The organism is Cytobacillus luteolus, from assembly GCF_017873715.1.
Classification (GTDB): Bacteria; Bacillota; Bacilli; order Bacillales; family Bacillaceae_L; genus Bacillus_BV; species Bacillus_BV luteola.
The window spans coordinates 57,542-76,910 of the sequence record NZ_JAGGKM010000001.1 but is presented as its reverse complement, the minus strand read 5'-3'; the positions used below and the strand labels follow the sequence as shown (position 1 = coordinate 76,910).

The 19,369-nt window shown below is 34.1% G+C and carries 18 protein-coding genes and 1 pseudogene; 6 read left to right on the top strand and 13 right to left on the bottom strand.

What is annotated here, in order from left to right; translation table 11 throughout:
* The first annotated feature begins 104 nt into the window (after positions 1-104).
* From J2Z26_RS00440 to J2Z26_RS00430, 3 genes are all read left to right on the top strand, one after another.
* Positions 105-623, top strand: a complete 519-nt coding sequence (locus J2Z26_RS00440; RefSeq protein ID WP_193537579.1) for an RNA polymerase sigma factor — start codon at positions 105-107, stop codon at positions 621-623.
* Positions 620-1,825, top strand: coding sequence for a hypothetical protein (locus tag J2Z26_RS00435; RefSeq protein WP_193537581.1), 1,206 nt, complete (start codon positions 620-622; stop codon positions 1,823-1,825). Before J2Z26_RS00440 ends, J2Z26_RS00435 begins: the two co-directional genes overlap by 4 nt.
* A gap of 314 nt (positions 1,826-2,139) precedes the next feature.
* Positions 2,140-2,697, top strand: a complete 558-nt coding sequence (locus J2Z26_RS00430) for a hypothetical protein (protein ID WP_193537583.1) — start codon at positions 2,140-2,142, stop codon at positions 2,695-2,697.
* A 291-nt stretch (positions 2,698-2,988) separates the two neighbouring features.
* On the opposite strand, the gene J2Z26_RS00425 is transcribed toward J2Z26_RS00430, so the two are convergent.
* The gene (locus tag J2Z26_RS00425) at positions 2,989-4,803 is read right to left on the bottom strand and encodes a S9 family peptidase (protein WP_193537585.1); all 1,815 of its coding nucleotides are present in this window, start codon (positions 4,801-4,803) and stop codon (positions 2,989-2,991) included.
* Between the two features lie 291 nt (positions 4,804-5,094).
* Here J2Z26_RS00425 and J2Z26_RS00420 point away from each other — a divergent pair, with 291 nt between their 5' ends.
* Complete coding sequence (locus tag J2Z26_RS00420; RefSeq protein ID WP_193537587.1) at positions 5,095-5,904, top strand: PQQ-dependent sugar dehydrogenase family protein; 810 nt, start codon at positions 5,095-5,097, stop codon at positions 5,902-5,904.
* 444 nt (positions 5,905-6,348) lie between these two features.
* Here J2Z26_RS00420 and J2Z26_RS00415 read toward each other — a convergent pair whose 3' ends face one another.
* The 10 genes and pseudogenes from J2Z26_RS00415 to J2Z26_RS00370 form a co-directional block, all read right to left on the bottom strand.
* Positions 6,349-7,851 (bottom strand): hypothetical protein, encoded by a 1,503-nt coding sequence (locus tag J2Z26_RS00415; RefSeq protein WP_193537589.1) that lies wholly within the window; start codon positions 7,849-7,851, stop codon positions 6,349-6,351.
* 30 nt (positions 7,852-7,881) lie between these two features.
* Complete coding sequence (locus J2Z26_RS00410) at positions 7,882-8,889, bottom strand: retron St85 family RNA-directed DNA polymerase (protein WP_209794266.1); 1,008 nt, start codon at positions 8,887-8,889, stop codon at positions 7,882-7,884.
* A 222-nt stretch (positions 8,890-9,111) separates the two neighbouring features.
* Complete coding sequence (locus J2Z26_RS00405; protein WP_193537593.1) at positions 9,112-9,435, bottom strand: hypothetical protein; 324 nt, start codon at positions 9,433-9,435, stop codon at positions 9,112-9,114.
* Positions 9,428-10,333 (bottom strand): phosphoribosyltransferase-like protein, encoded by a 906-nt coding sequence (locus tag J2Z26_RS00400; RefSeq protein ID WP_193537595.1) that lies wholly within the window; start codon positions 10,331-10,333, stop codon positions 9,428-9,430. The genes J2Z26_RS00405 and J2Z26_RS00400 overlap by 8 nt, the downstream gene beginning before the upstream one ends.
* A 246-nt stretch (positions 10,334-10,579) precedes the next feature.
* Positions 10,580-12,012, bottom strand: a pseudogene (locus tag J2Z26_RS00395) (DNA/RNA helicase domain-containing protein).
* 219 nt (positions 12,013-12,231) lie between these two features.
* Positions 12,232-12,531, bottom strand: coding sequence for a nucleotide pyrophosphohydrolase (locus J2Z26_RS00390; protein WP_193537596.1), 300 nt, complete (start codon positions 12,529-12,531; stop codon positions 12,232-12,234).
* A gap of 287 nt (positions 12,532-12,818) precedes the next feature.
* Entirely contained in the window at positions 12,819-13,838 is a 1,020-nt protein-coding gene (locus J2Z26_RS00385) for an HNH endonuclease (protein WP_193537598.1), read from the bottom strand.
* Positions 13,839-14,016: 178 nt separating this feature from the next.
* Positions 14,017-14,727 (bottom strand): endonuclease/exonuclease/phosphatase family protein, encoded by a 711-nt coding sequence (locus tag J2Z26_RS00380; protein WP_193537600.1) that lies wholly within the window; start codon positions 14,725-14,727, stop codon positions 14,017-14,019.
* A gap of 367 nt (positions 14,728-15,094) precedes the next feature.
* Complete coding sequence (locus tag J2Z26_RS00375) at positions 15,095-15,748, bottom strand: vWA domain-containing protein (RefSeq protein ID WP_193537602.1); 654 nt, start codon at positions 15,746-15,748, stop codon at positions 15,095-15,097.
* Between the two features lie 84 nt (positions 15,749-15,832).
* Entirely contained in the window at positions 15,833-16,846 is a 1,014-nt protein-coding gene (locus J2Z26_RS00370) for a macro domain-containing protein (RefSeq protein WP_193537604.1), read from the bottom strand.
* 158 nt (positions 16,847-17,004) lie between these two features.
* On the opposite strand from J2Z26_RS00370, the gene J2Z26_RS00365 reads away from it, so the two are divergent.
* Positions 17,005-17,382, top strand: coding sequence for a VOC family protein (locus J2Z26_RS00365; protein WP_193537606.1), 378 nt, complete (start codon positions 17,005-17,007; stop codon positions 17,380-17,382).
* A 125-nt stretch (positions 17,383-17,507) separates the two neighbouring features.
* Here J2Z26_RS00365 and J2Z26_RS00360 read toward each other — a convergent pair whose 3' ends face one another.
* The gene (locus tag J2Z26_RS00360; RefSeq protein ID WP_193537608.1) at positions 17,508-18,029 is read right to left on the bottom strand and encodes an NUDIX hydrolase; all 522 of its coding nucleotides are present in this window, start codon (positions 18,027-18,029) and stop codon (positions 17,508-17,510) included.
* Positions 18,030-18,148: 119 nt separating this feature from the next.
* Entirely contained in the window at positions 18,149-18,469 is a 321-nt protein-coding gene (locus J2Z26_RS00355) for a putative quinol monooxygenase (RefSeq protein WP_193537611.1), read from the bottom strand.
* Positions 18,470-18,666: 197 nt separating this feature from the next.
* Here J2Z26_RS00355 and J2Z26_RS00350 point away from each other — a divergent pair, with 197 nt between their 5' ends.
* Entirely contained in the window at positions 18,667-19,287 is a 621-nt protein-coding gene (locus tag J2Z26_RS00350; RefSeq protein ID WP_193537613.1) for an NAD(P)-dependent oxidoreductase, read from the top strand.
* Positions 19,288-19,369: the final 82 nt, after the last annotated feature.

The following is a 19,369-nucleotide window of genomic DNA, read 5'->3' as shown; positions in this document are numbered from 1 at the left end:
AAGTTTTTACAACTTTGAGTGGCCTTTTTTTATTGAAGTTGACACAAAACTAAATTTCACCCGTCTAATTAGGTGAATTCAAATTACGGGGGTACCCTACCTTTATGACAAATGTTAAAGAGATTATTTCAGAGTGGTTTTACTTATACAGCAATGATGTGTACAGCTTTTTGGTTTACTACACTGGTACAACAGATGTGGAAGATCTCGTACAAGAAGTGTTTATTAAGGCTGGGAAAGGCCTTAGCTCATATAAAAAACAGGCTTCACCAAAGACTTGGCTCTTTACTATTGCACGAAATACAGCCATCGACGAGTCGAGAAAGAAAGAAACCCAGATTAGCAATAACAGCACATCCTATGATGAGCATTTTGGAGACCAGCAACCAATCATGACACCCGAGCATATCCTCCTTAAAAATGAAGAACAGAAAGAGCTTTACCTATCGATTTCTAAACTGAAGAAGAAATATCGAGAAGTTGTGATCTTAAGGGGCATACAAGAATTATCCGTTAAGGAAACGGCTCAAATATTAGGTTGCAAAGAAACAGAGGTACGCACAAACTATCACCGTGCACTAAAGTCATTGCGGCTTCAAATAAAGCAGGAGGATCTCATATGAAGGATAATCAAAAAAATGTACAGGAAAAGCTTAGTGAATTACCAACTCATAGCATGAGTAAATCCACACAAGATCATTTGCATAAACAAATTATGGATGCCCTAAGTGATGTAGAAATACAACAACCAGAAAGGGGTAGATTACTGATGAAAAAGATACAAGTTGGAGTTGCATCAGCAGCAGCCATCGTGTTAATTGGATTTTTAGGTGTAAACATTGTATTGAATAGTGGAAACCAAGCTGGAGATGTAGAGCCAAATGTAGAGCAAACTCCAACAACCAATGAGGATAAACAGAAGGACAATCAAGACCAAGAGGCTATAGAGTTTTCTAAGGAAACAGCGAAACAGGTTATGCAAAATTATAAAAGTGCATTTCAAGAAATTGAAACAAACACAGAAGGAAAAATCACTAACTTTCAAACGATAAGGGAGATCGAAACTCATTTGGCTAAGGCTATGTCTATGGATTTAGTAGATTGGTTGATCGAAGCGTATATTCAAGAAACGAATGGTGAACTATTCATGCGTGCCATGGATGCACCTACCTGGTTAGCTGAAGACACTGATTTCTCCATTGAAGAAGTTAACAAGGAGCATTACACGATCATCCAAGAACGTAATAACGAGTTGATCGGCCATGTTGAAATGACCTACCATGCTAAAATGAACGACGGTAAATGGATTTTAACCGACATTGAATCAAAAGAGCTAGAAGAACAAGTAAGCATTGAAACTAAAGCAAGAGAAATATACCATGCCCTTCACAACCGGAATATGGATTTACTATCAAACTACGTTCATTCGGAAAAAGGTCTAACCTTATCACTACATTACTACCTAGATGAATTTTCAGCTATTTTCGAAAAAAATCAAGTCAAAACACTGCTAGAACATGACACCGAGTATTTATGGGGCTACGGTGAAGCCAATACGGACTTACGATATACACCAAAGGGCTATATGGATCGATTCCTAAAACCAGATACATTCCTCAACCCAAATAACGAACTTTTTGACTCACAAACACAACGCAGTGACTTAAATAAACAAATAAAAGCAGCATTTCCAGAGTCAAAAATCGTCGAGTTTTATAAAGAAAGTAGATATGAAGATTGGAAAAGTGTGTACCTTGTATTTGAACTTAACGATCAAGGGATTTGGGAGCTTGTTGGGGTTGTGAGTAATGAGTGGACGCCTTAAGGTGTAGGAGCGAGTTACACAGAAATACCAATGCTTTTGTTATGAGACATTGGCCTTAAAACTAGGGGACGGATCTAGTGTTTACTTCATTTAGCGAAATGAAAGAAACATGAGGTCCGTCCCCATTTTCCTGCACCAAAAGACGATCACATGAACGTAATCGTCTCAAAAAGATAAATTTTAAACAGTATCGCTGTACTAATCATTTAACTATAAACCTCAAATGATAAATTTGGTATAAATAAAAAAATACGTAAGAAATTAATATACAACTATATAAACAGCTATTATCCTAAAAAGGAGTTAAATGGATAATGAAAAAGAAAATAATTATTTCTAATAGAAGTAAAATACATATGAAAGTTCATCAGAACGATTTTTTATTTGATTGGCAAGAAATACTAGAGAGTTATGAGCAAGAAGGCTATTTCAATCACCTTTCAAAACAATCTGAGAAACTCATTATAAATTCACCCGAACCCATTGGCATTTCATCATTGATAAACACGGATGAGAACTCAGAAATCGTCTACGCTAAGCGAAAAGAGAGAAATATATATACTAGGTTTGTTAAGAATAGAAAGGGTAGCATAACCAATTCCTTTGTTGTAATCCTTAGCAGAAGTAGAAATAACAACAACCGATACTTATTAGTCACGATGTTTCCCGGCACTGGGGCTTATAAAGAACCTGAAGATCCTAACATTCTAACAAAACGAGAGCTCATCGAGTCTTTACTTTTTTGGGAAAATCACGCATTGGTGTTTGATGAAAGTACGATTGATTACACCACAATCACTCCAGTATGTCCATATAAAGATCTATATATAGGACTTCCATTGAAGAATTTTAGAAGGTTATTTAAAGGGTGAACAACGTTAAAGTAGTTAGATTTCAACATTTGTTTTTCACAAAGGCGGGCTTCAATAATTGAGGATCTTTGCTGCACAATAAAAAGTCAACTACGACACAATATTGAGTAACACTTTTAATTAATCTCATACTTCCATTTATAACTACTTTAAATTTTCACAGATCATATTGGGAACGAAAAAGCATGATGATTTATTTGCTAATCACCATGCTTTTTACTACGTATTTGTGTTGTGAATTACGACTTGGTACTCCAGAATAATCTGTTTTCACTTTACTGGAGGCCTTTTTTACTTCAAATACTCATCTAAAAACTCTAAAATCGCCCGATATCCTGTAATTCGGTTTTCTTTCTTGGAAAAGCCATGGCCTTCATCAGGGAAGACGATATATTCAGTTGGAACGTTGTTTTTGCGAAGTTCATCGACCATCTCATCGGATTCTACCTGCAGGACACGTGGGTCGTTTGCTCCTTGCAAGACAATGACGGGCTTGTTGATTTTGTCTGCATGGAAAAGTGGTGATATACTGCGGATATATTCTACCTGCTCATATGGATTGCCTAGCTTCTGGTAAAGGGCGTCTCTCATGGATTCCCACCACGTTGGAATACTCTTCAGCGTTCTCTCCCAATTTGTTACACCGAAAATATCGACTCCCACTTTAAACTCCTCTTGGCGGAAGGCTAGTGCTGCTAGTACCATATAGCCACCATAGCTTCCTCCGATGATACCAATCTTATCTGGGTCAATAGAATCGATCGATTGTAAGAAATTTTTCCCTTCCACACAATCAGCTAAATCTACTTCCCCATGCTTCAAGTCAGCTGCTTTGAAGAAGGTTTTCCCATAGCCCGAGCTTCCTCTATTATTGACGGCTAACACGGCATATCCGTGGTTTACTAAGTATTGAAGCATAGGGTTGTAATCTACTGTTGATTGTCCACCTGGCCCACCGTGTACCCAAACAAGAGCTGGTACCTTTTCCGTTGCCGCTTGATGTGGAAGATACATAATAGCTGGAATTTCTAGGTTATCAAAGGATTTAAAACGAACGATTTCTGCTTTGACTAAATCCTCTTCCAGTACATCAGGGTGTAACGTATCCGTTAGTTTCGTGACGTTTGCAGTTGCCACTTCATACAGGTAAATATTTTTCGGTGAAGTGGAGCTGTTAATGCTTAAACTAATCATCGATTCATCACTAGAAACCGATACTTCTGTAATCTGCCCTTCAGGAAGCCCGTTAATAGAAAGAGCCTCACCGTTTTGAACTTCTATTACTTTCACTTCTGTTTTAGAATCGTTATTAATCTTGTAAAGTAGGTAACGTCCATTTTTAGAGAAAAATGCATTGGTAATATCCCATGACTCACTTGCTACAAGTTCCACATCGTTCGTCGCAAGCTCTATCCGTTTCAGCTCCAAAAACTCTGAGCTTTCATCTGTTCGGAAATACAAATGAGTGGAAGTAGAGTTAAAGGCCTCAGCATAGTAATGACAATCTCCCTCATGCTCACAAAGATGGCTCATTTCATTCGTTTCACGATTGAACACATAAAGGTCCGAGTTGTTTGCATTAGAAACCTTGGCAAATGCTAAGTAGTTTTTATTTGGCGAGATTGCTCCGAAATTATAACCCTCTGTGTTTTCAAACAATAAAGTAGATTGATAGGTTTCGATGTCCATTTCATAGACATCATTAAATCTAGGATCTCTTTTATTAGAGCCGTAGAAAAAGCTTTTACCATCCTGTGCCCAGCAGTAAAATTCAGCGCGCTCCTTTTCATCAACAGTCAGCTCTTTAGAGGCACCATTTTCCTCTCGAACAAAAATATGTAGAATCTCATTTCCACCCTTATCCTGCAGATAAAGAAAACGGTTATCATGTGGAAAATAAGAAATAGCATGAACGGCATCATCCGTTGAATCTGTTAAAGCAATAGGCATTCCACCGGTAGTCGGAACCGAGTACGCATTAAACACACCACTTTTATCACTAGAATACAAAACTCTGCTTCCATCATAAGAAATTGAATTATAAACAACCGATTCTGAATTTAATAGCTCCTCAATACGATATTGTCTCACACTTTTCGTTGCCATCTATACCACTCCCTATTACTAGTCTACTAGTATATATTCTCCTAAAATTTCAAAAATACTGCTGGGGAAGGGAATAAGATAAAAATTTTTTTTTGGAGCTCTCTTCTAACATCTTCACCAGCTATTCAGCAATGTTACTAAAAGGAGAGGAAACATGGGGCCAGTTTCTATAGTTCAAACTTATTAATAACCGTAGCTGGAACCGTCCCCTTGGTACTCAAATATATGAAAAAAAACAGTAAGCCAAATCATATGGGTTACTGGTGTTTGAATATTATTGTGAAACATTTTATGAAAAAAATTTTCGAGCAGTACCAGGCATCCATCTCAAATGGAGATGGTGGTTCAGGCTTTGATCCCCTAAATTTTGCTCAGGATGATATGGGAATCCCCGGAAAGATAATCGAAATTGATGTTACTAAAAATTCACCTTTCTATGATACACCCGTAGTCACACGTTTCAATGAACTTCATATTCCTATCCAAGAAACACTGACAGTCATTGTCAAAGGAGTTCGGAATATACCAGGGATTTCATATCAAAGGTACTATAATCAGTTTATAAAATATGTCGGAAATGTCGGACAGGAATTGATAGAATCCTTTTTTTCATTCGTTCATTATAAACCAATATCTGTTACTCAACTTGTTCAAGCTTCATTACGAAACATTGAACTTGAACAACATGGTTTGATTAACCTAGGCTGGAGAGCATGGGAAGGGGATTTGCCTACTCCGTTACTTGGGGACTGTGCTGACGATTCCAATTTAGATGAGAAAACCATTGCTTTTTACAATGAAGCTATTAAACTCTCAGCTATTTCCGCCTTTGGCAAGATATTATCATCTAGATTACGACCAGATAAGTTCGAGGGAACTGCACTTATTGAAGTGCAGGCCTATGTTGGGAACGAGATACCAGCTTTAACGGGAAGTGTTGTGTTTACTGATCTTAACCGGACAGATAAACCTTCTGATAAAGGGGTTTTGGCTTATACTAGGTTTAGACCAGATTCTATACAAATGATTATGGCATTATTGAAACTGGTTATGATTTTTGGGATCAATTTGCTTATTTTGTTAGTTTGGGTGCTGATATGAATTAGAGTAGACTTTATTTAGGGTTTATGGGTCTATGAAGGTGGCGGATTAAAATAGGGGGATTGTTTTTGAGATTGTTCGGTGATTTATAAATACACATAGAAATGTGTCTAGTCACTTCTTTGAAAGATCTAATAAAAAGACCAATGTTCTTGTTATGTGAACATTGGTCGATCTATTTTTTTTGTTAACAATAGCTCAGAAGAATCAATCTCTCGAACTATGATCTTCTTTTTCAAAAAGTCTCACCCTCGGTGTAGACCAAGATAAAAGTAATCCTTCAATTTCCGAAAAAATTTTTCCTACAAACATTGAATAATCAAAGCTTGTGAGCTTATTTAAAAACCGTGGTAATTTCATTCGTTATATTGTTTCCGTACAACGCCATGTCTAGCGTGTATGTGACAATACTTGGGACGCTAGTGAGCCTAGCACATTAAATAATTATTTTTTCAGATAAAACGCTTTTGTTTTATTATTATATTTTTTTGTCCAATCTTTAACTTCTAAAACATTAGGAAAATGAGCTGATTTCCAACTTTGAGGTGAAACCCCAATTGGATTAATATCATTACCTTTTATATCATTTGGTATATTTCGGTGCAAAAATTCATCTGGTATGTAGATTTTATATTCAATAGAAACTGAATCATTTTCAAAATTATTTTCTTTTAAGGATTTTACTCTAATTTGACATTCAATAAAGTTAACATTTCTAGGTAGTTGAAGCAACCTATACTTTCCATTAAAAATTTCATCCTCTTCCTCCAATAAATCAGGTGAATCGTTATATTCCATTTTAAATAGGAGTTCATGCATTCCAAAGGAACCCCAAAAAGGATTAGGTGGTAGTCTATCAGATAAAATACTTGCCTTATTAACTTGGAAGTATTGTAAATTATCTAAATCAAAAACTAGCTTATCATCTTCAAGTCCCCTCAAGTTTGTCACTTCAATTTCGTAGCCAACTACAGGGAAGCGAGTATACCAATAAATAGCAGGAGAAAGGTCATTTATACCACGCAAGTACTCTGGATTACCAACATCTTTAAAAATCATTATCAATTTAGCATCAGTTGCCGGAATCATAAGGTTTTTTATTCCCGTATTTTTACTAGCATCAAGTATATCCCTTGGTTCAGGAATATCTCCAGCTCTCGGTATTTTATTCATTTTTCCTAATATATAAAAGAAGAATAATAAAATTATTATAGATAATAATGTTGAAATGGACATTACTATATATTCTGATTTATCAAATTCACTATAGTATAGCAATATAACTAATCCAGTCCATATTACTATAACAATAAATATTGCACCTCTTGCAAACCTACTAATAAGCTTAGTTAAATTCTCTGCTTTACTTATAATTTCATAATATAACCAAGATTTCTTCATTAGAATTGAAGATATAGACTTAGGGTTGTCTTTATCGACAGTTGTATATAACATTTCCCATAATAACTCTCGACCCTTTTCAATATTATGTTGACTATTTATTGAAACAAAGATGGAAATTAACCCAACTATAGTCAATAATCCTGATGTTAATCCAAAGTGATAAGTTAATAAATCTGATTGTTTTTTTATAGTGACAATTTCAGAAATATCTAAAGAATGTTTTATATTAAGTAAATATAAAGTAATCGAAAATAGAAAAATAGTAACTGGAATCCAAAAAAATCTAAAATTCTTTTTTAACGGTTCAATAAAGGGGGTTTTTATTTCTATTTTCTTATTACCAAGAAATCGTTTCCTTAGTTCTTTAAAATATATTAATAAAAACTCCCCTTTTAATAATAAAATTGTATCAAAAAGTATCAGTATTCTTAATCTCTTTAACAAAAATTTCCTCTTTATTCTATTTATGTCATTGTCACTATATATTTCTTGACCTCTCTCAATTCTTTCTATAATCCTCGACTCAATTTTTTCATTTTTCATTTTTGTTACCTCTATGTAATATCATCAAAATTATGACTCCCAGTCAATTTCCTTCAATTCTCTAATAAAGTTATCTCCATATTCTTGTTCTACCATTTTTATAAAATGTGCTAAACCAAATAAATGACCTTTATAATTCGCTTTAGTTTGTCCCTGTTTAGACAAACTGCTCGTTACACCATATTTTTTGGCATAATAAATTTGTTGTCTCAGATATTTTTTAGTCTTAGGTGGAATTCTTATTTTTTCATTTACGACAAGACCCGTAACCATCTGTTGGTGATAACTAAATTGTACTCTAACTTTTTTATGGTTTATATTGAAGTTTTCTTCTTTAATCACACGTTTAATTAATTTTATATATTTTACTATTACTTTTTCCCCTGAAAAAGTAATATCATCTGCATAACGTGTATATTTAGCACCAATTTGACTTGCTAATTTAGATAGTCTTAAGTCCAAGTTCTTACAAACAAGATTAGATATATAGGGACTAGAAGGGGCACCTTGAGGTAACTCATTATTATACATACATAACCCAGTCAATATCATCGAAAGATGTTTCGTGTATCCGGATCTATTAAACAAGTTATAAACTTGTACAAAACTAATACTTGGGAAAAAATCTTTCATATCGAGATTAATTACACACTCTTTTCCTACATGATATGATGCATTATCGACAATATTTTTTTGAGGAACAAAACCAGTAGCTTCTTGAGAAGAGTTGATTTTATATAAAATATTTTCTAGAATCCATCTTTGTATATATTTTAAATTCTCTGAAGGTGCATTTATAGTTCTACTACCTCCAGATTTTTTGGGGATAACAGCTTTTCTATACAGTGTAGATGCTAATTGATAATAAGAATATAATTCCTTAGTATCTATACCTATAAGGCAAGACAAATGCCTAGCATCAAAAATTATTGGTAATCCATTCTCAATAAGATTAGTAGCATAAGTAACACATAATTTAATATACTCCTCGCTAAATTGCTCTTCTACCATCTTAATTTTCAATATATTTATGTCCATACATATACTCCATAATATCTTCTACTGGATTATTTAATTTAACTGATCACCATAATAAAATCTTTGACCTCTAAGATTTTATTATGGTGAAACAACAAAGCGCTCTTCTTTGTTGTTTCAGTACTAATTTTACGCTTTTCAAAATTAGTACTGAGACAGCTACATAGTAACTTAACTTCACGAATAGCGACTCGCTATTCAATTCTAGAAGACACTAACTATTTATAATTTAAAATTTTTAGGTATATAAATATCCTCAAAAGAAAGAGGTTCGTCAATAAATTCTAATGTTACAGTATCCTGTTGAAATAAATCTGTTATAGAAATATTTATTAGTCCTTTCTCTTTTAAGAGAGTTTCAGATTCGGAAGTAAGAATTAATCTACCTTTACTGTTACATAACAAATTTTTATCTAATAAGTCATTAATAGACTTTTTCATTTGTGCAGTAGAAAAGTTACAAAGCTCTTTAACCTCTGAGAGCAAGTATGAGTCTTTATATTCATTCATATAGACTAGTATTAAGAGTTCTTTAAATTCAACCACCAGCTAATTTCTCCATTTTACTAACATTATATTTAGCAGCATTCTTTTTTACCTTTTTGAATGCCGGCTTTTTATCGTTTCTAGGGAACAAGCCCTCCCACTTGTTATTTTTAAACCAAAATGAACTTAATGTATTATTTGGAGTATTTCTAAAAAAAGATACAATTGCCTGACTATTTTCAAAACCTAGAATATTATTAGAGTCCCTCTTCCAAAGTCCCCTTTCAAATTCCCTTAATAACTCTTCATTTATTTTATAGTGTTCACCAAAAATATGTTTATCGCTAAATGCCTTAAGATGAATGTTATGATAAAATATTTCGCACTCAAATCCATTTTCCTTAAAATAATTTTCTAAATATTCTTTACCATCTATTAATAATTCGATACAGAAAATATAACAATTAACTTTTAATAGTTTCTCTTTATTCATATTAAAAAAACGTTCTACTGTTTTTCCAGAGCCAATAATATCATCTAAGAAAATAACATTTTTAATTTGGTCAAAATCTATTAAATCGAGTTTTTCAATATCATAACTAAAATGATTTGAGATATCATTGAGAATCTTAAATTCTTCAAGAAAAGAATTTGAACTGTCAATTTTTGAGTCATCTTCTATCCTAGAATATATTGTATAAGATTCATCTAATTTTAATTCACTTACTACAAATTGATAAAATGCAATTAAGATTTGGTCTATATGCTCTCTAGAGTAGTAATTATAATGTTTAATTAAATCCAATAATACTTTTCCCAAGGTGACATTTGATCCTAATTGACTAACGAATCTCCCTAACTTCAAACTGAAGTTCTTTGTTTTAGAGTCTTCTCCCCATCTCTCTATACACGAATTTGCTATTTCTTGAATTTCAGTTGATTTACGTTTTTCTGTCACAATAATACTCCTCTATCAATTTTCAAATCTATTAACAGAAATTTGATCATAAATATCACATTGGTAAAGAATACCAAGATAAATCATACCATAATTCGATAATTTTCTCCATTTTTCCCTATAAATTATATATTTCCTTTAATCTAATCAACCTTCTCCTGAAAAGGAAAAAGCTCATAATTGATGTTATGAGCGGTTTACTATTAAATAATAATAAATTCATATCTGGATTAGGATTATCTATTATCATGGGTTATAGTTTTTTCGAAGTTCCATCAATCTATATCTCAACTTCCTATCACTAGCATAAATATACAACCCATATATCCCCCTCTTCATTAATACATTAAGAGAGTTCAATATTATTTTCTCTTTAATCCGTTCACTATCTTCAAACTCGTCTTTCCCTCTAATGCTTCTGTGTCCTTATAATTCTCTGTTAGTATTTTTAATGAATCAGTTTCTTCATCATAAGAAATTGAAGGTCCTAAAATTACACCTACGTAATTCAAATCAAAACCTTGTATTGTATAAATTGACCCGGCTTCTTTAACTGTTTCAGCTCTTTCTGCCCAGGTATCACTTCCATATTCACCGTTCCAAGGAAGTTTAAAGCCTTCTTCTTCTACGTAGTAATCCTGGCCGTCTTTTTTATGTACATAATCAAAGGTAGAAACGATTCTCGCTAAACCATCTTCTTTATTCTTTTCTTTTATTAACTCATACATATCTGATGCCGAATCAAAGATTCTAAAATCATATTTTGTTTGGTTTGGTAGAGGATTTATCTTCTTATTCACGAAGTCATCAATCCAATGAATCATTTCATTGCTTGCTTTCATTCGGAATTGGTTAGTTAAGATATATGGCTCACCAGTGTTACAGTCACCTACTATACTTTCTAACCTACTTTCATCCCAAAAACTCTTCATCTTTAGAACTTGTTTATCATCATAGACCGCTATGACGACCTTGCTATGTCTGATAATCTCTTGTAACTGATTCTCTTCATGGAAATTATTATATCGATCTGGTTTGGTAAGTAATAAATGTGCTTCATCTACCAATACAATGTCCGCTTTTGGGTTCAGGCTTTTTCGCTTATTAATGAAACTAGTAGGTTTATCAAAGTCCTTTTTACTTAGCGCTTTAACATTTCCTGCTATTTTCTTATACGTTTTAAGCATCTCTGAATGATTTACTAATAGATAGTTTTCTGTTTTATATAGACCTGAAGATTTTTCTTTTGAAAGCTCCTGAATTTTGTTAAATACTGAACTTAATACAACACTTTTCCCTACTCCAGCCTCTCCTTTTACTAGAAACAAGTAAGTTTTATCATCCTCAATATGCTCATTGCATACTTCTATAATTGCTTGCTGCAGTTCCAGTTGTTCTATCGTTAATTCTTTAAAAGGTGACAGTTTAAAAATGTCCTTATTTTCGATAGTTGTACTGGAGTTGTCTACTATTTTTCGGTTCAGTAGTTCATTCCAGATGTCTTTAAAGACTTCCTCGTTATAAAAGGTCTTTTCATAATAGTTATGGGTAACGCTTTTGGCTGTTTGGCTCTTGTTTTGTAGCTTATAACGTTCATTCGCCAAGAAATAATTAATCAATTTTGTCTCAATATTATAAGTAGCCGATTGATTAAATTTTTCATGAATGATTAGAGTCATCTTATTTAAAGATTTTCTTTCATGATTCTTTAAGTGATTCATCATTCGATTTCGTACAGCCACAGTTTCACCAATATAGACTGATGTATTATTATTAAGAAAATAGACAACAGGGTAATCAGTATAATACTCGTTTGAAATACTATCTAATGAATCCTTGGTAAAAGGCATTGTTTTTATATCTACTGCGCCCATATGAATAACCTACCTTATAATTAATCACTCTTGATTAACAGGATATTTAATTGCATTCTTTTCAAGCTTTTTATAGACTTCTTCTTCCAGATCTACATCTAATTTATCTGCAAGCTGTACTAGATAGATAAGAATATCAGCCATTTCTTCTTTCATATTTTGCTTGGAATCTTTGACGGCTTCCTCACTGCTTCTCCACTGGAAATTCTCAAGTAGCTCATTCGCTTCCAACGAAATTGAAATGGCTAGATCCTTTTCATTGTGGTATTGCTTCCAATTCCTTTGATCACGGAATTCTATTACTTTATCGTAAATTGATTTCATTATTTATTTCTCCTATGTTGTATCAGTTAATTTATAGTTCACACTTAATTATTTCCTCTTTTTTACAGGCTACCTTCACTTTTCGACATTTACAAATCAATTCCTGTTGAATTTTGTCATAAAATAAAAATAGCCCGGTTAAAATAAACCGGGAGCTATTCTTTAAATTATCTATTTATTAGACCTTACTTTGTAACTACCCAACAAAAAATAGGTGTTCCATTAAATCTTAGCTAGGTAAAAATTTTGATTGAATATACCTCAATGGGCACTATTACTATGATTAGTTATTCCTTTGATATTCTTTCTCTTAACTGTTCTATAGATAAATAAGCACCATTTTCTTTACGATGAAGCATTGCATGGCAATTTGGACAAACAGGAATTAAATCCTTTATAGGGTCTACAATATAATCCTGTTGTATCTCATGTAGGGGAATAATGTGATGGACATGAATAAAATCTCTTCCAACTTTCCCATATGTATCTTCAAAGTTCATTTTACATACCTGACATTCCGCACCATAATAATCCATACATTTCTTCCGGGCAATTGGATTTCGTTCATATACATTAACACTAATTGTTTTACGTTTACCTTCTTCCAAAGTACCCGTAACTTCATCCGGATAATAGCCTTCCGTCAAATTATGTTCAAAGAAAGACATAATATAATCACGCAATTCCCCTTTAAGTTTCATGGCACCTTGAATATTTCCTTTTAAACCATAATCGCGTAATTTAGCAAGAGACAAGTCAGGAGTATCATTCTCATCTACCAATCTCACACGTGAGCGCTCATATTCTTGTGATTGTAGATATTTTTCTTCATCTTTCCAGAAGGTTTGATCATAAATAATGTCATTATCACGTACAATTCCCTCGATAACTTCCACTTTATAACGGACTCTCTTAACATTTCCGGACACATATATGAAAAGAATATCACCATTTTCGTAGTTATAGGAGCGTTTCCAGTCTAATGTATCATAATAATAACTAAATGCTCCCTCAACATCATAATCATTTGGATTGGCTGGGATTAACCACAAACGACGAGCATTTTTGTGCCCGCTATCTTCTAGATTTTTACGACGGTTAGCCGCAATTCCTGCAGGTGCAACAAAACGATACTCATCTTCTCCTATGTAATACGGAATGTGATATACATAGCCCCTTTCAATATGATCATAAAATTTATTCTTCGTTGTATTAAATAGCTCTGCTAAAAATTCTGCTGCTTGTTGGATATTCTTAGCTTCGATTAACAAATCATTGTTTTTATAAATGGTAATTGGACAAGACATTTAATATTCCTCCTCAAAGCATATAATCTACTATTTATTGTACATGTAACTTATTATAAAACTACCAAAATTTAGTCTTTATTCTTTTAATTAGCCCCCTTTCTTTCCTAAACTAAAAAAGTACCCTATCACTTATCAAATTCGATAAATAACAGGACACTCTTAAGTTTCTCTAGTTCTATTTTTCTATTTCTAGAAAAATAGGAATATGATCACTATGCTTAATCCATTTATCATAAGTTCCTACCTCAACTTTAGTTAAACGATTTACAAAGTTTTGAGATGCGAAAGCAAAATCTATATGGAATGGGCTTGCAAACTCTTTTCTAAAGTAATGTGTTGGTTTTGTTTCTTCTCCATGTTGTTCTTTGAAGTATTGGTGGTATAGGCTAGTAATATCATGTTTAGCTAGGATATCCACTACCTCTGTATGATTTCCAACCCGCTTAATATGATCAAATATCTTGTTACTATTCCAATCGCCAATGATAAAGCAAGGAGTTTTTAGTAAAGATTCGTAGTGCTGTAATGCTAAGTAGATTTGACCTATATAGCTTTCATAAGTGGTTGCAGTTTTTTGCGACCATACTGCCAGTAATGTGAATTCTTCCTTTCCGGAGACCACTAGAGGGATAATGTACTGAATTTTATCACAGTATGTCGGATGAACTTCGATACGATAGGAGTCATTTAAGGTAATAACACCTATACCTTTATTCTGGTTTTCTCCAAACCATTCGAATTGAGATATACTTTCTAAATACTTGCTGTTCCCCCACTTTTGAGGTGCTTCACATTCTGGAATAACTAGAATGTCAGCATTAAAAGGGAGCACATATTCAATTTTTCGTCTGAAAGCCATAGCTGCATTCCAGGTTAAGATTTTCATAGTTTTACTCCTCTACATATACTGTGAAAAATTTCACTCTTTATAGTTTCGAACCATACCAATTAATCAAAATGCATCCCGTGCTTTACAGCAATTATCGCGAAAACAATGGCGTCAAATATACTTCAGTTGCCATTAGCCCTCATGATTTCAATCGATAGGAGGCACCTCATAAATTTAGTTTATTTAATATTTCTCCAACTACGTTCAAAAACCTTTTAGTTCACTTCCAAACTATAAAAATGTGCCAGCCAATTATTGAATTCGAAAAGTGGCTGGCACTTTAGTTAATGTGATAGTCTTATGGATCCATAGGTACGTTTCCACTAGTCCACTTATTGTAATAAATAAGTAAAACTTACCCCTACTAATCGTTCCTTGAACGCTGATTATAATCTCGTTCAATTCCTTCTTTCCAGCTTCGGTCGATTTGCTGCCCACTTCGAAGCTTTACTACGGCCTCGCTTACCATTTCATAGTTTAGTTTCGTTCCTAATTCATCGGCATGATAGTCAACTGCAAAGTCTTCATCTATTCCAAATTGTGCTGCGGTTGAAACCGCATCAATATTCGCACCTAAGAACATGAAATCCCATCCATATTTCTCTTTTTGGTGTTCTATCATTTTCTTTATTTTGCTAGGGGAAAATTCACGACTGGCATTTTCCATGCCATCCGTTGTAATAACGAATAAGACTTTATCTGCTCGTTCTTCTTCACTTGTGCGCTTCTGTACATTTACAATTTTTTGAATGGTAAAGCCGATTGCATCCAATAAGGCGGTCGTACCACCTACTTCATAATCCTTATCAGTAATCGGAGATATCCCTCTTACATTAATGCGATCGTGTAATAACTCGTAACCATGATCGAATAATACAGTCGTGACGATAGCTTCTCCTTCGGCCTTTTTTTGCTTGTTTAACATAGAATTGTAGCCACCGATTGTATCTGCTTCTAGCCCTGCCATCGAACCACTTTTGTCTAATATAAAAACTACTTCTGTTATATTCTTTTTCATCCTTGTCATCCTCCGCTCTTCATTTAACTACAAATGTAGGATAACAAGAAATTAAACTAAAAAGGTCGCTTTACATGCGACATTTTAAGCACCTAGTAAAGGTAGTTCAAACTCAAATAGCACTTCATTAATTTTATGGATATCATACTTACCCTGTTTGATAAAGTATTCTATGATGAGGTCAAATTTACTACTATGTGTCAAAGTATATCCTGCGGCAGACAGTAAATGGTTTGCTTCATCTTTATTTAGTTTCAAAGCAATTACAAAGGCAATTGCTGTTTTCTTTTTAGGCGAGTAATCTTCTTCATTTCGTATTTTCGAAAATAAACGACGATCAACATTCGCCCTTTTATAAGCCTCCACATCCGTCATCCCTTTTTCATCAATCAGTCGAAGCAATCGATTTGAAAATGATTCATCAAGTGCCTCCAGTAGATCTTCTAAACTATCTTCTACTATAGATTTACTGTGTATCTCATAAAAATCATTCGATATAGCCTCAGACTCTAACACTGGTTCCTTTGTATATCTTTCTAATCGACGACTAAACTGAATCTCAGCTTCCTCAACATAATGTTCATCAATATATTCATTGATGGATTCAAATAGCTTTTGACTTACACCAAAAGACGCTTTATCAAACACAACTAGATAAACAAGCATGTCATTATCTAGCAAAAATGAGCTAATTGTAGAAACTGCTATTTGCAATGCTTCTTCTTTTGGATACCCATAGATACCAGTTGAAATCAGAGGAAAAGCAACTGACTCACATTGATATTTTTTGGCTAACTCAAGAGAATGATAATATGAATTCTTCAATAAAACCGCTTCTTGATGAGATCCGTCCTTCCAAATGGGACCTGGTGTATGGATGATATACTTTGCCGGCAACTTAAATCCATCCGTTATGACAGCCTGTCCAACTGGACATCGACCTATTTCATCACAAGCCTGTTTCAACTCATTAACGCCGGCAGCTTTAAAAATAGCTCCGCAAACACCTCCACCCATTTTCAATTCTGTATTTGCAGCATTTACAATTGCATCAACCTTCATCTCTGTGATATCATGACGGACTATTTCTAATGGCATGAATATCATCTCCTTCTTGGTTATTGATAACTTCATTATACCAAGTTGCTAAAATATGGAACAATTGAACTCTTACCATTCGTCCCTAAATTGTTTTATGATTTAGTCTTTGATAAACTACTTTCGTACATAAAGTAATAGTGAAAAGGAGCTTCCATATGATAAATAAAATCGGCAAAATCACGGTATACGTTAACGACCAAGCAGAAGCAAAGGACTTTTGGGTAAATAAAATGGGGTTTGTTGTTAAGCTAGAACAACCGATGGGACCAACTATGACGTGGTTGGAAGTTGGACCTAGTGAGGATGAGTTTACGACATTGATTTTGTATTCTAAAGCAGCAATGGAAAAACAAAATCCTTCAGCAGTAGCACATCCATCCGTTCTGTTTAGTACAACGGATATCGATTCAGCTTATGAAAAGATGAAAGCAAATGGAGTGGACGTTGACGAGATGCAAAGAATGCCATACGGCACTATGTTCTCCTTTAAAGACCAAGATGGAAACAGTTATTTACTAAGAGAAGATAAATAGCTCCTTCAGAAGAAAAGGTCTAGCCTTTTCAGTGAGTGCCGAGTGCCAAAAGAAATTAGCATGTTAATCGCCTATGATTTAGCATGCTATTTTTTTTGATTGAAAACCCTTTGTATATATTGATATTAGTTGTTTGAGAGTGTTCCTCGCTTGTTTCGAGAATCAAATAGTAAGTGGATTAAACTCTCGTAATATGGGAGAAATTCTCCATTTTTGATCATCGTCAAAATTTCTTCTTTACTTGCCCATTTTACGTTTTGAACCTCTTCATACTGTAAGGTAAGCATATGTAATTGCACATCTTTTTGGATTAAATAAATGTCATCAAATCCATTCTCAAAGTTAATCGTTAAGTGAGGTCGAATATGCTGAAAGTCTACCTTCAAACCAATCTCCTCTTCCAATTCTCTTTGTGCAGCCATTTGACTGGTATCCCCAGCTATGGCACTTCCTCCTGCAGTGAGATCCCACAGATTAGACCACCCCTCTTTGAAGGATTGCCTTTGTTGAATAAGCATTTCCCCGCTTGAATTAAAAATACACACATGAATAACTAAATGAAAATCTCCAGGTTCAAGCCCTTTACCACGAACCCATGTACGATCTGTTTTACTTCGATTTATATCATACACATCCCATAATTCCACCCGCTTACCCCCAACTTTCAGTAATTCTTATTTTGAGATTAGTCCAATTACCCTTTATTTAGTTTACCTGCTGGTGAATCAAAAGCGAATGCTCTTTTTGATCACTCGTTTCTGGTAGTCTAGTACGAATTCGACGGAACGCCTTTCCCACCCATTGTTGTTAAGGTACTGATTCTCTCCATTCCAGTAATGATTGGTTTTGCACGCATTATTAAAGCTTGCGTGGTTTCAAGAGTTAAAGATGCTTGGTGAGCATTTTCATTCCTCCACACTTCATAAACATAAACTGCATTTGGTTCACTATCAGAAATGTTCACGAGATATATCTCGCATTCATCAAGATTCCTCATGGAGTCTGCTGCTTCCAACAAAATATCTACCAGCCTATCACGTTCACCTTCTTGCGCTGTAAACTTACCAAACAAACTGAATTTGCTCAATGTGATTCTCCTTATTTTTGTGACCTATTAACTATTTCTACACCCTTCTTTTATTATCCTATTATCTCCGTAAATAAACACCAATATAGCTATCCACCTTATATTAAGAGCTCAATGACGGATCTTCCTAAACAGGTAGTTGAATAAAATAACTTGTATAGTAAACTAGTAGTACTTATAAAAGGAGCCTCTTTCTTATGAATATTTTAGTTTTAGGTGCAACTGGACGAGTTGGAAGTCACATGGTTACTTATGCCCTTCATGACAGTCATCATGTTACTGTATTGGTTCGCACTCCAGAGAAGATTCAACTATATAATAAAAAATTAACCATTATTCAAGGTGATGTTTTAAATGAAGATGATATAGTACGTGCAATGAATGGGATTGATGTAGTGATTAGTGCACTTAACACTGATGGCACAACCACTTTATCTGCCAGTATGCCGCTTATTATCGGAGCAATGGAAAGCGAAGGTATTAAACGAATAATCACTATAGGAACTGCGGGTATTCTGCAAAGTCGAGTCACGCCAAATTCTCTGCGCTATCAATCAAGTGAATCAAAGCAGAAGTCAACCCGAGCAGCGAAGGAACATCATAAAGTTTACGATATGTTAAAACAAACCACCCTCGATTGGACGATTGTGTGTCCTACGTACTTGCCTGACGGAGAAAGGGTAGGTAAATATCGAATTGAACGAAATGTTTTGCCGGAAGGTGGGTCTGAAATATCCGTACCGGATACAGCCGAATTTACATTTAAACAGATTCAAGCAAGAGATTATATAAAATCACGTGTAGGTATCGCCTACTAATCAAACTTTTACCTTACTTTTAAAAAATAGGATATCCGAACAACCCCAAGGAATTATAAGTGAAAGAGATGTTAAAAATACA

Excerpts from the sequence above, each read along its gene's own strand:
- J2Z26_RS00440 (WP_193537579.1), top strand. The coding sequence starts at position 105 with ATGACAAATGTTAAAGAGATTATTTCAGAGTGGTTTTACTTATACAGC.
- J2Z26_RS00435 (WP_193537581.1), top strand. The coding sequence starts at position 620 with ATGAAGGATAATCAAAAAAATGTACAGGAAAAGCTTAGTGAATTACCA.
- J2Z26_RS00430 (WP_193537583.1), top strand. The coding sequence starts at position 2,140 with ATGAAAAAGAAAATAATTATTTCTAATAGAAGTAAAATACATATGAAA.
- J2Z26_RS00425 (WP_193537585.1), bottom strand. The coding sequence starts at position 4,803 with ATGGCAACGAAAAGTGTGAGACAATATCGTATTGAGGAGCTATTAAAT.
- J2Z26_RS00420 (WP_193537587.1), top strand. The coding sequence starts at position 5,095 with ATGAAAAAAATTTTCGAGCAGTACCAGGCATCCATCTCAAATGGAGAT.
- J2Z26_RS00415 (WP_193537589.1), bottom strand. The coding sequence starts at position 7,851 with ATGAAAAATGAAAAAATTGAGTCGAGGATTATAGAAAGAATTGAGAGA.
- J2Z26_RS00410 (WP_209794266.1), bottom strand. The coding sequence starts at position 8,889 with ATGGACATAAATATATTGAAAATTAAGATGGTAGAAGAGCAATTTAGC.
- J2Z26_RS00390 (WP_193537596.1), bottom strand. The coding sequence starts at position 12,531 with ATGAAATCAATTTACGATAAAGTAATAGAATTCCGTGATCAAAGGAAT.
- J2Z26_RS00385 (WP_193537598.1), bottom strand. The coding sequence starts at position 13,838 with ATGTCTTGTCCAATTACCATTTATAAAAACAATGATTTGTTAATCGAA.
- J2Z26_RS00380 (WP_193537600.1), bottom strand. The coding sequence starts at position 14,727 with ATGAAAATCTTAACCTGGAATGCAGCTATGGCTTTCAGACGAAAAATT.
- J2Z26_RS00375 (WP_193537602.1), bottom strand. The coding sequence starts at position 15,748 with ATGAAAAAGAATATAACAGAAGTAGTTTTTATATTAGACAAAAGTGGT.
- J2Z26_RS00370 (WP_193537604.1), bottom strand. The coding sequence starts at position 16,846 with ATGCCATTAGAAATAGTCCGTCATGATATCACAGAGATGAAGGTTGAT.
- J2Z26_RS00365 (WP_193537606.1), top strand. The coding sequence starts at position 17,005 with ATGATAAATAAAATCGGCAAAATCACGGTATACGTTAACGACCAAGCA.
- J2Z26_RS00350 (WP_193537613.1), top strand. The coding sequence starts at position 18,667 with ATGAATATTTTAGTTTTAGGTGCAACTGGACGAGTTGGAAGTCACATG.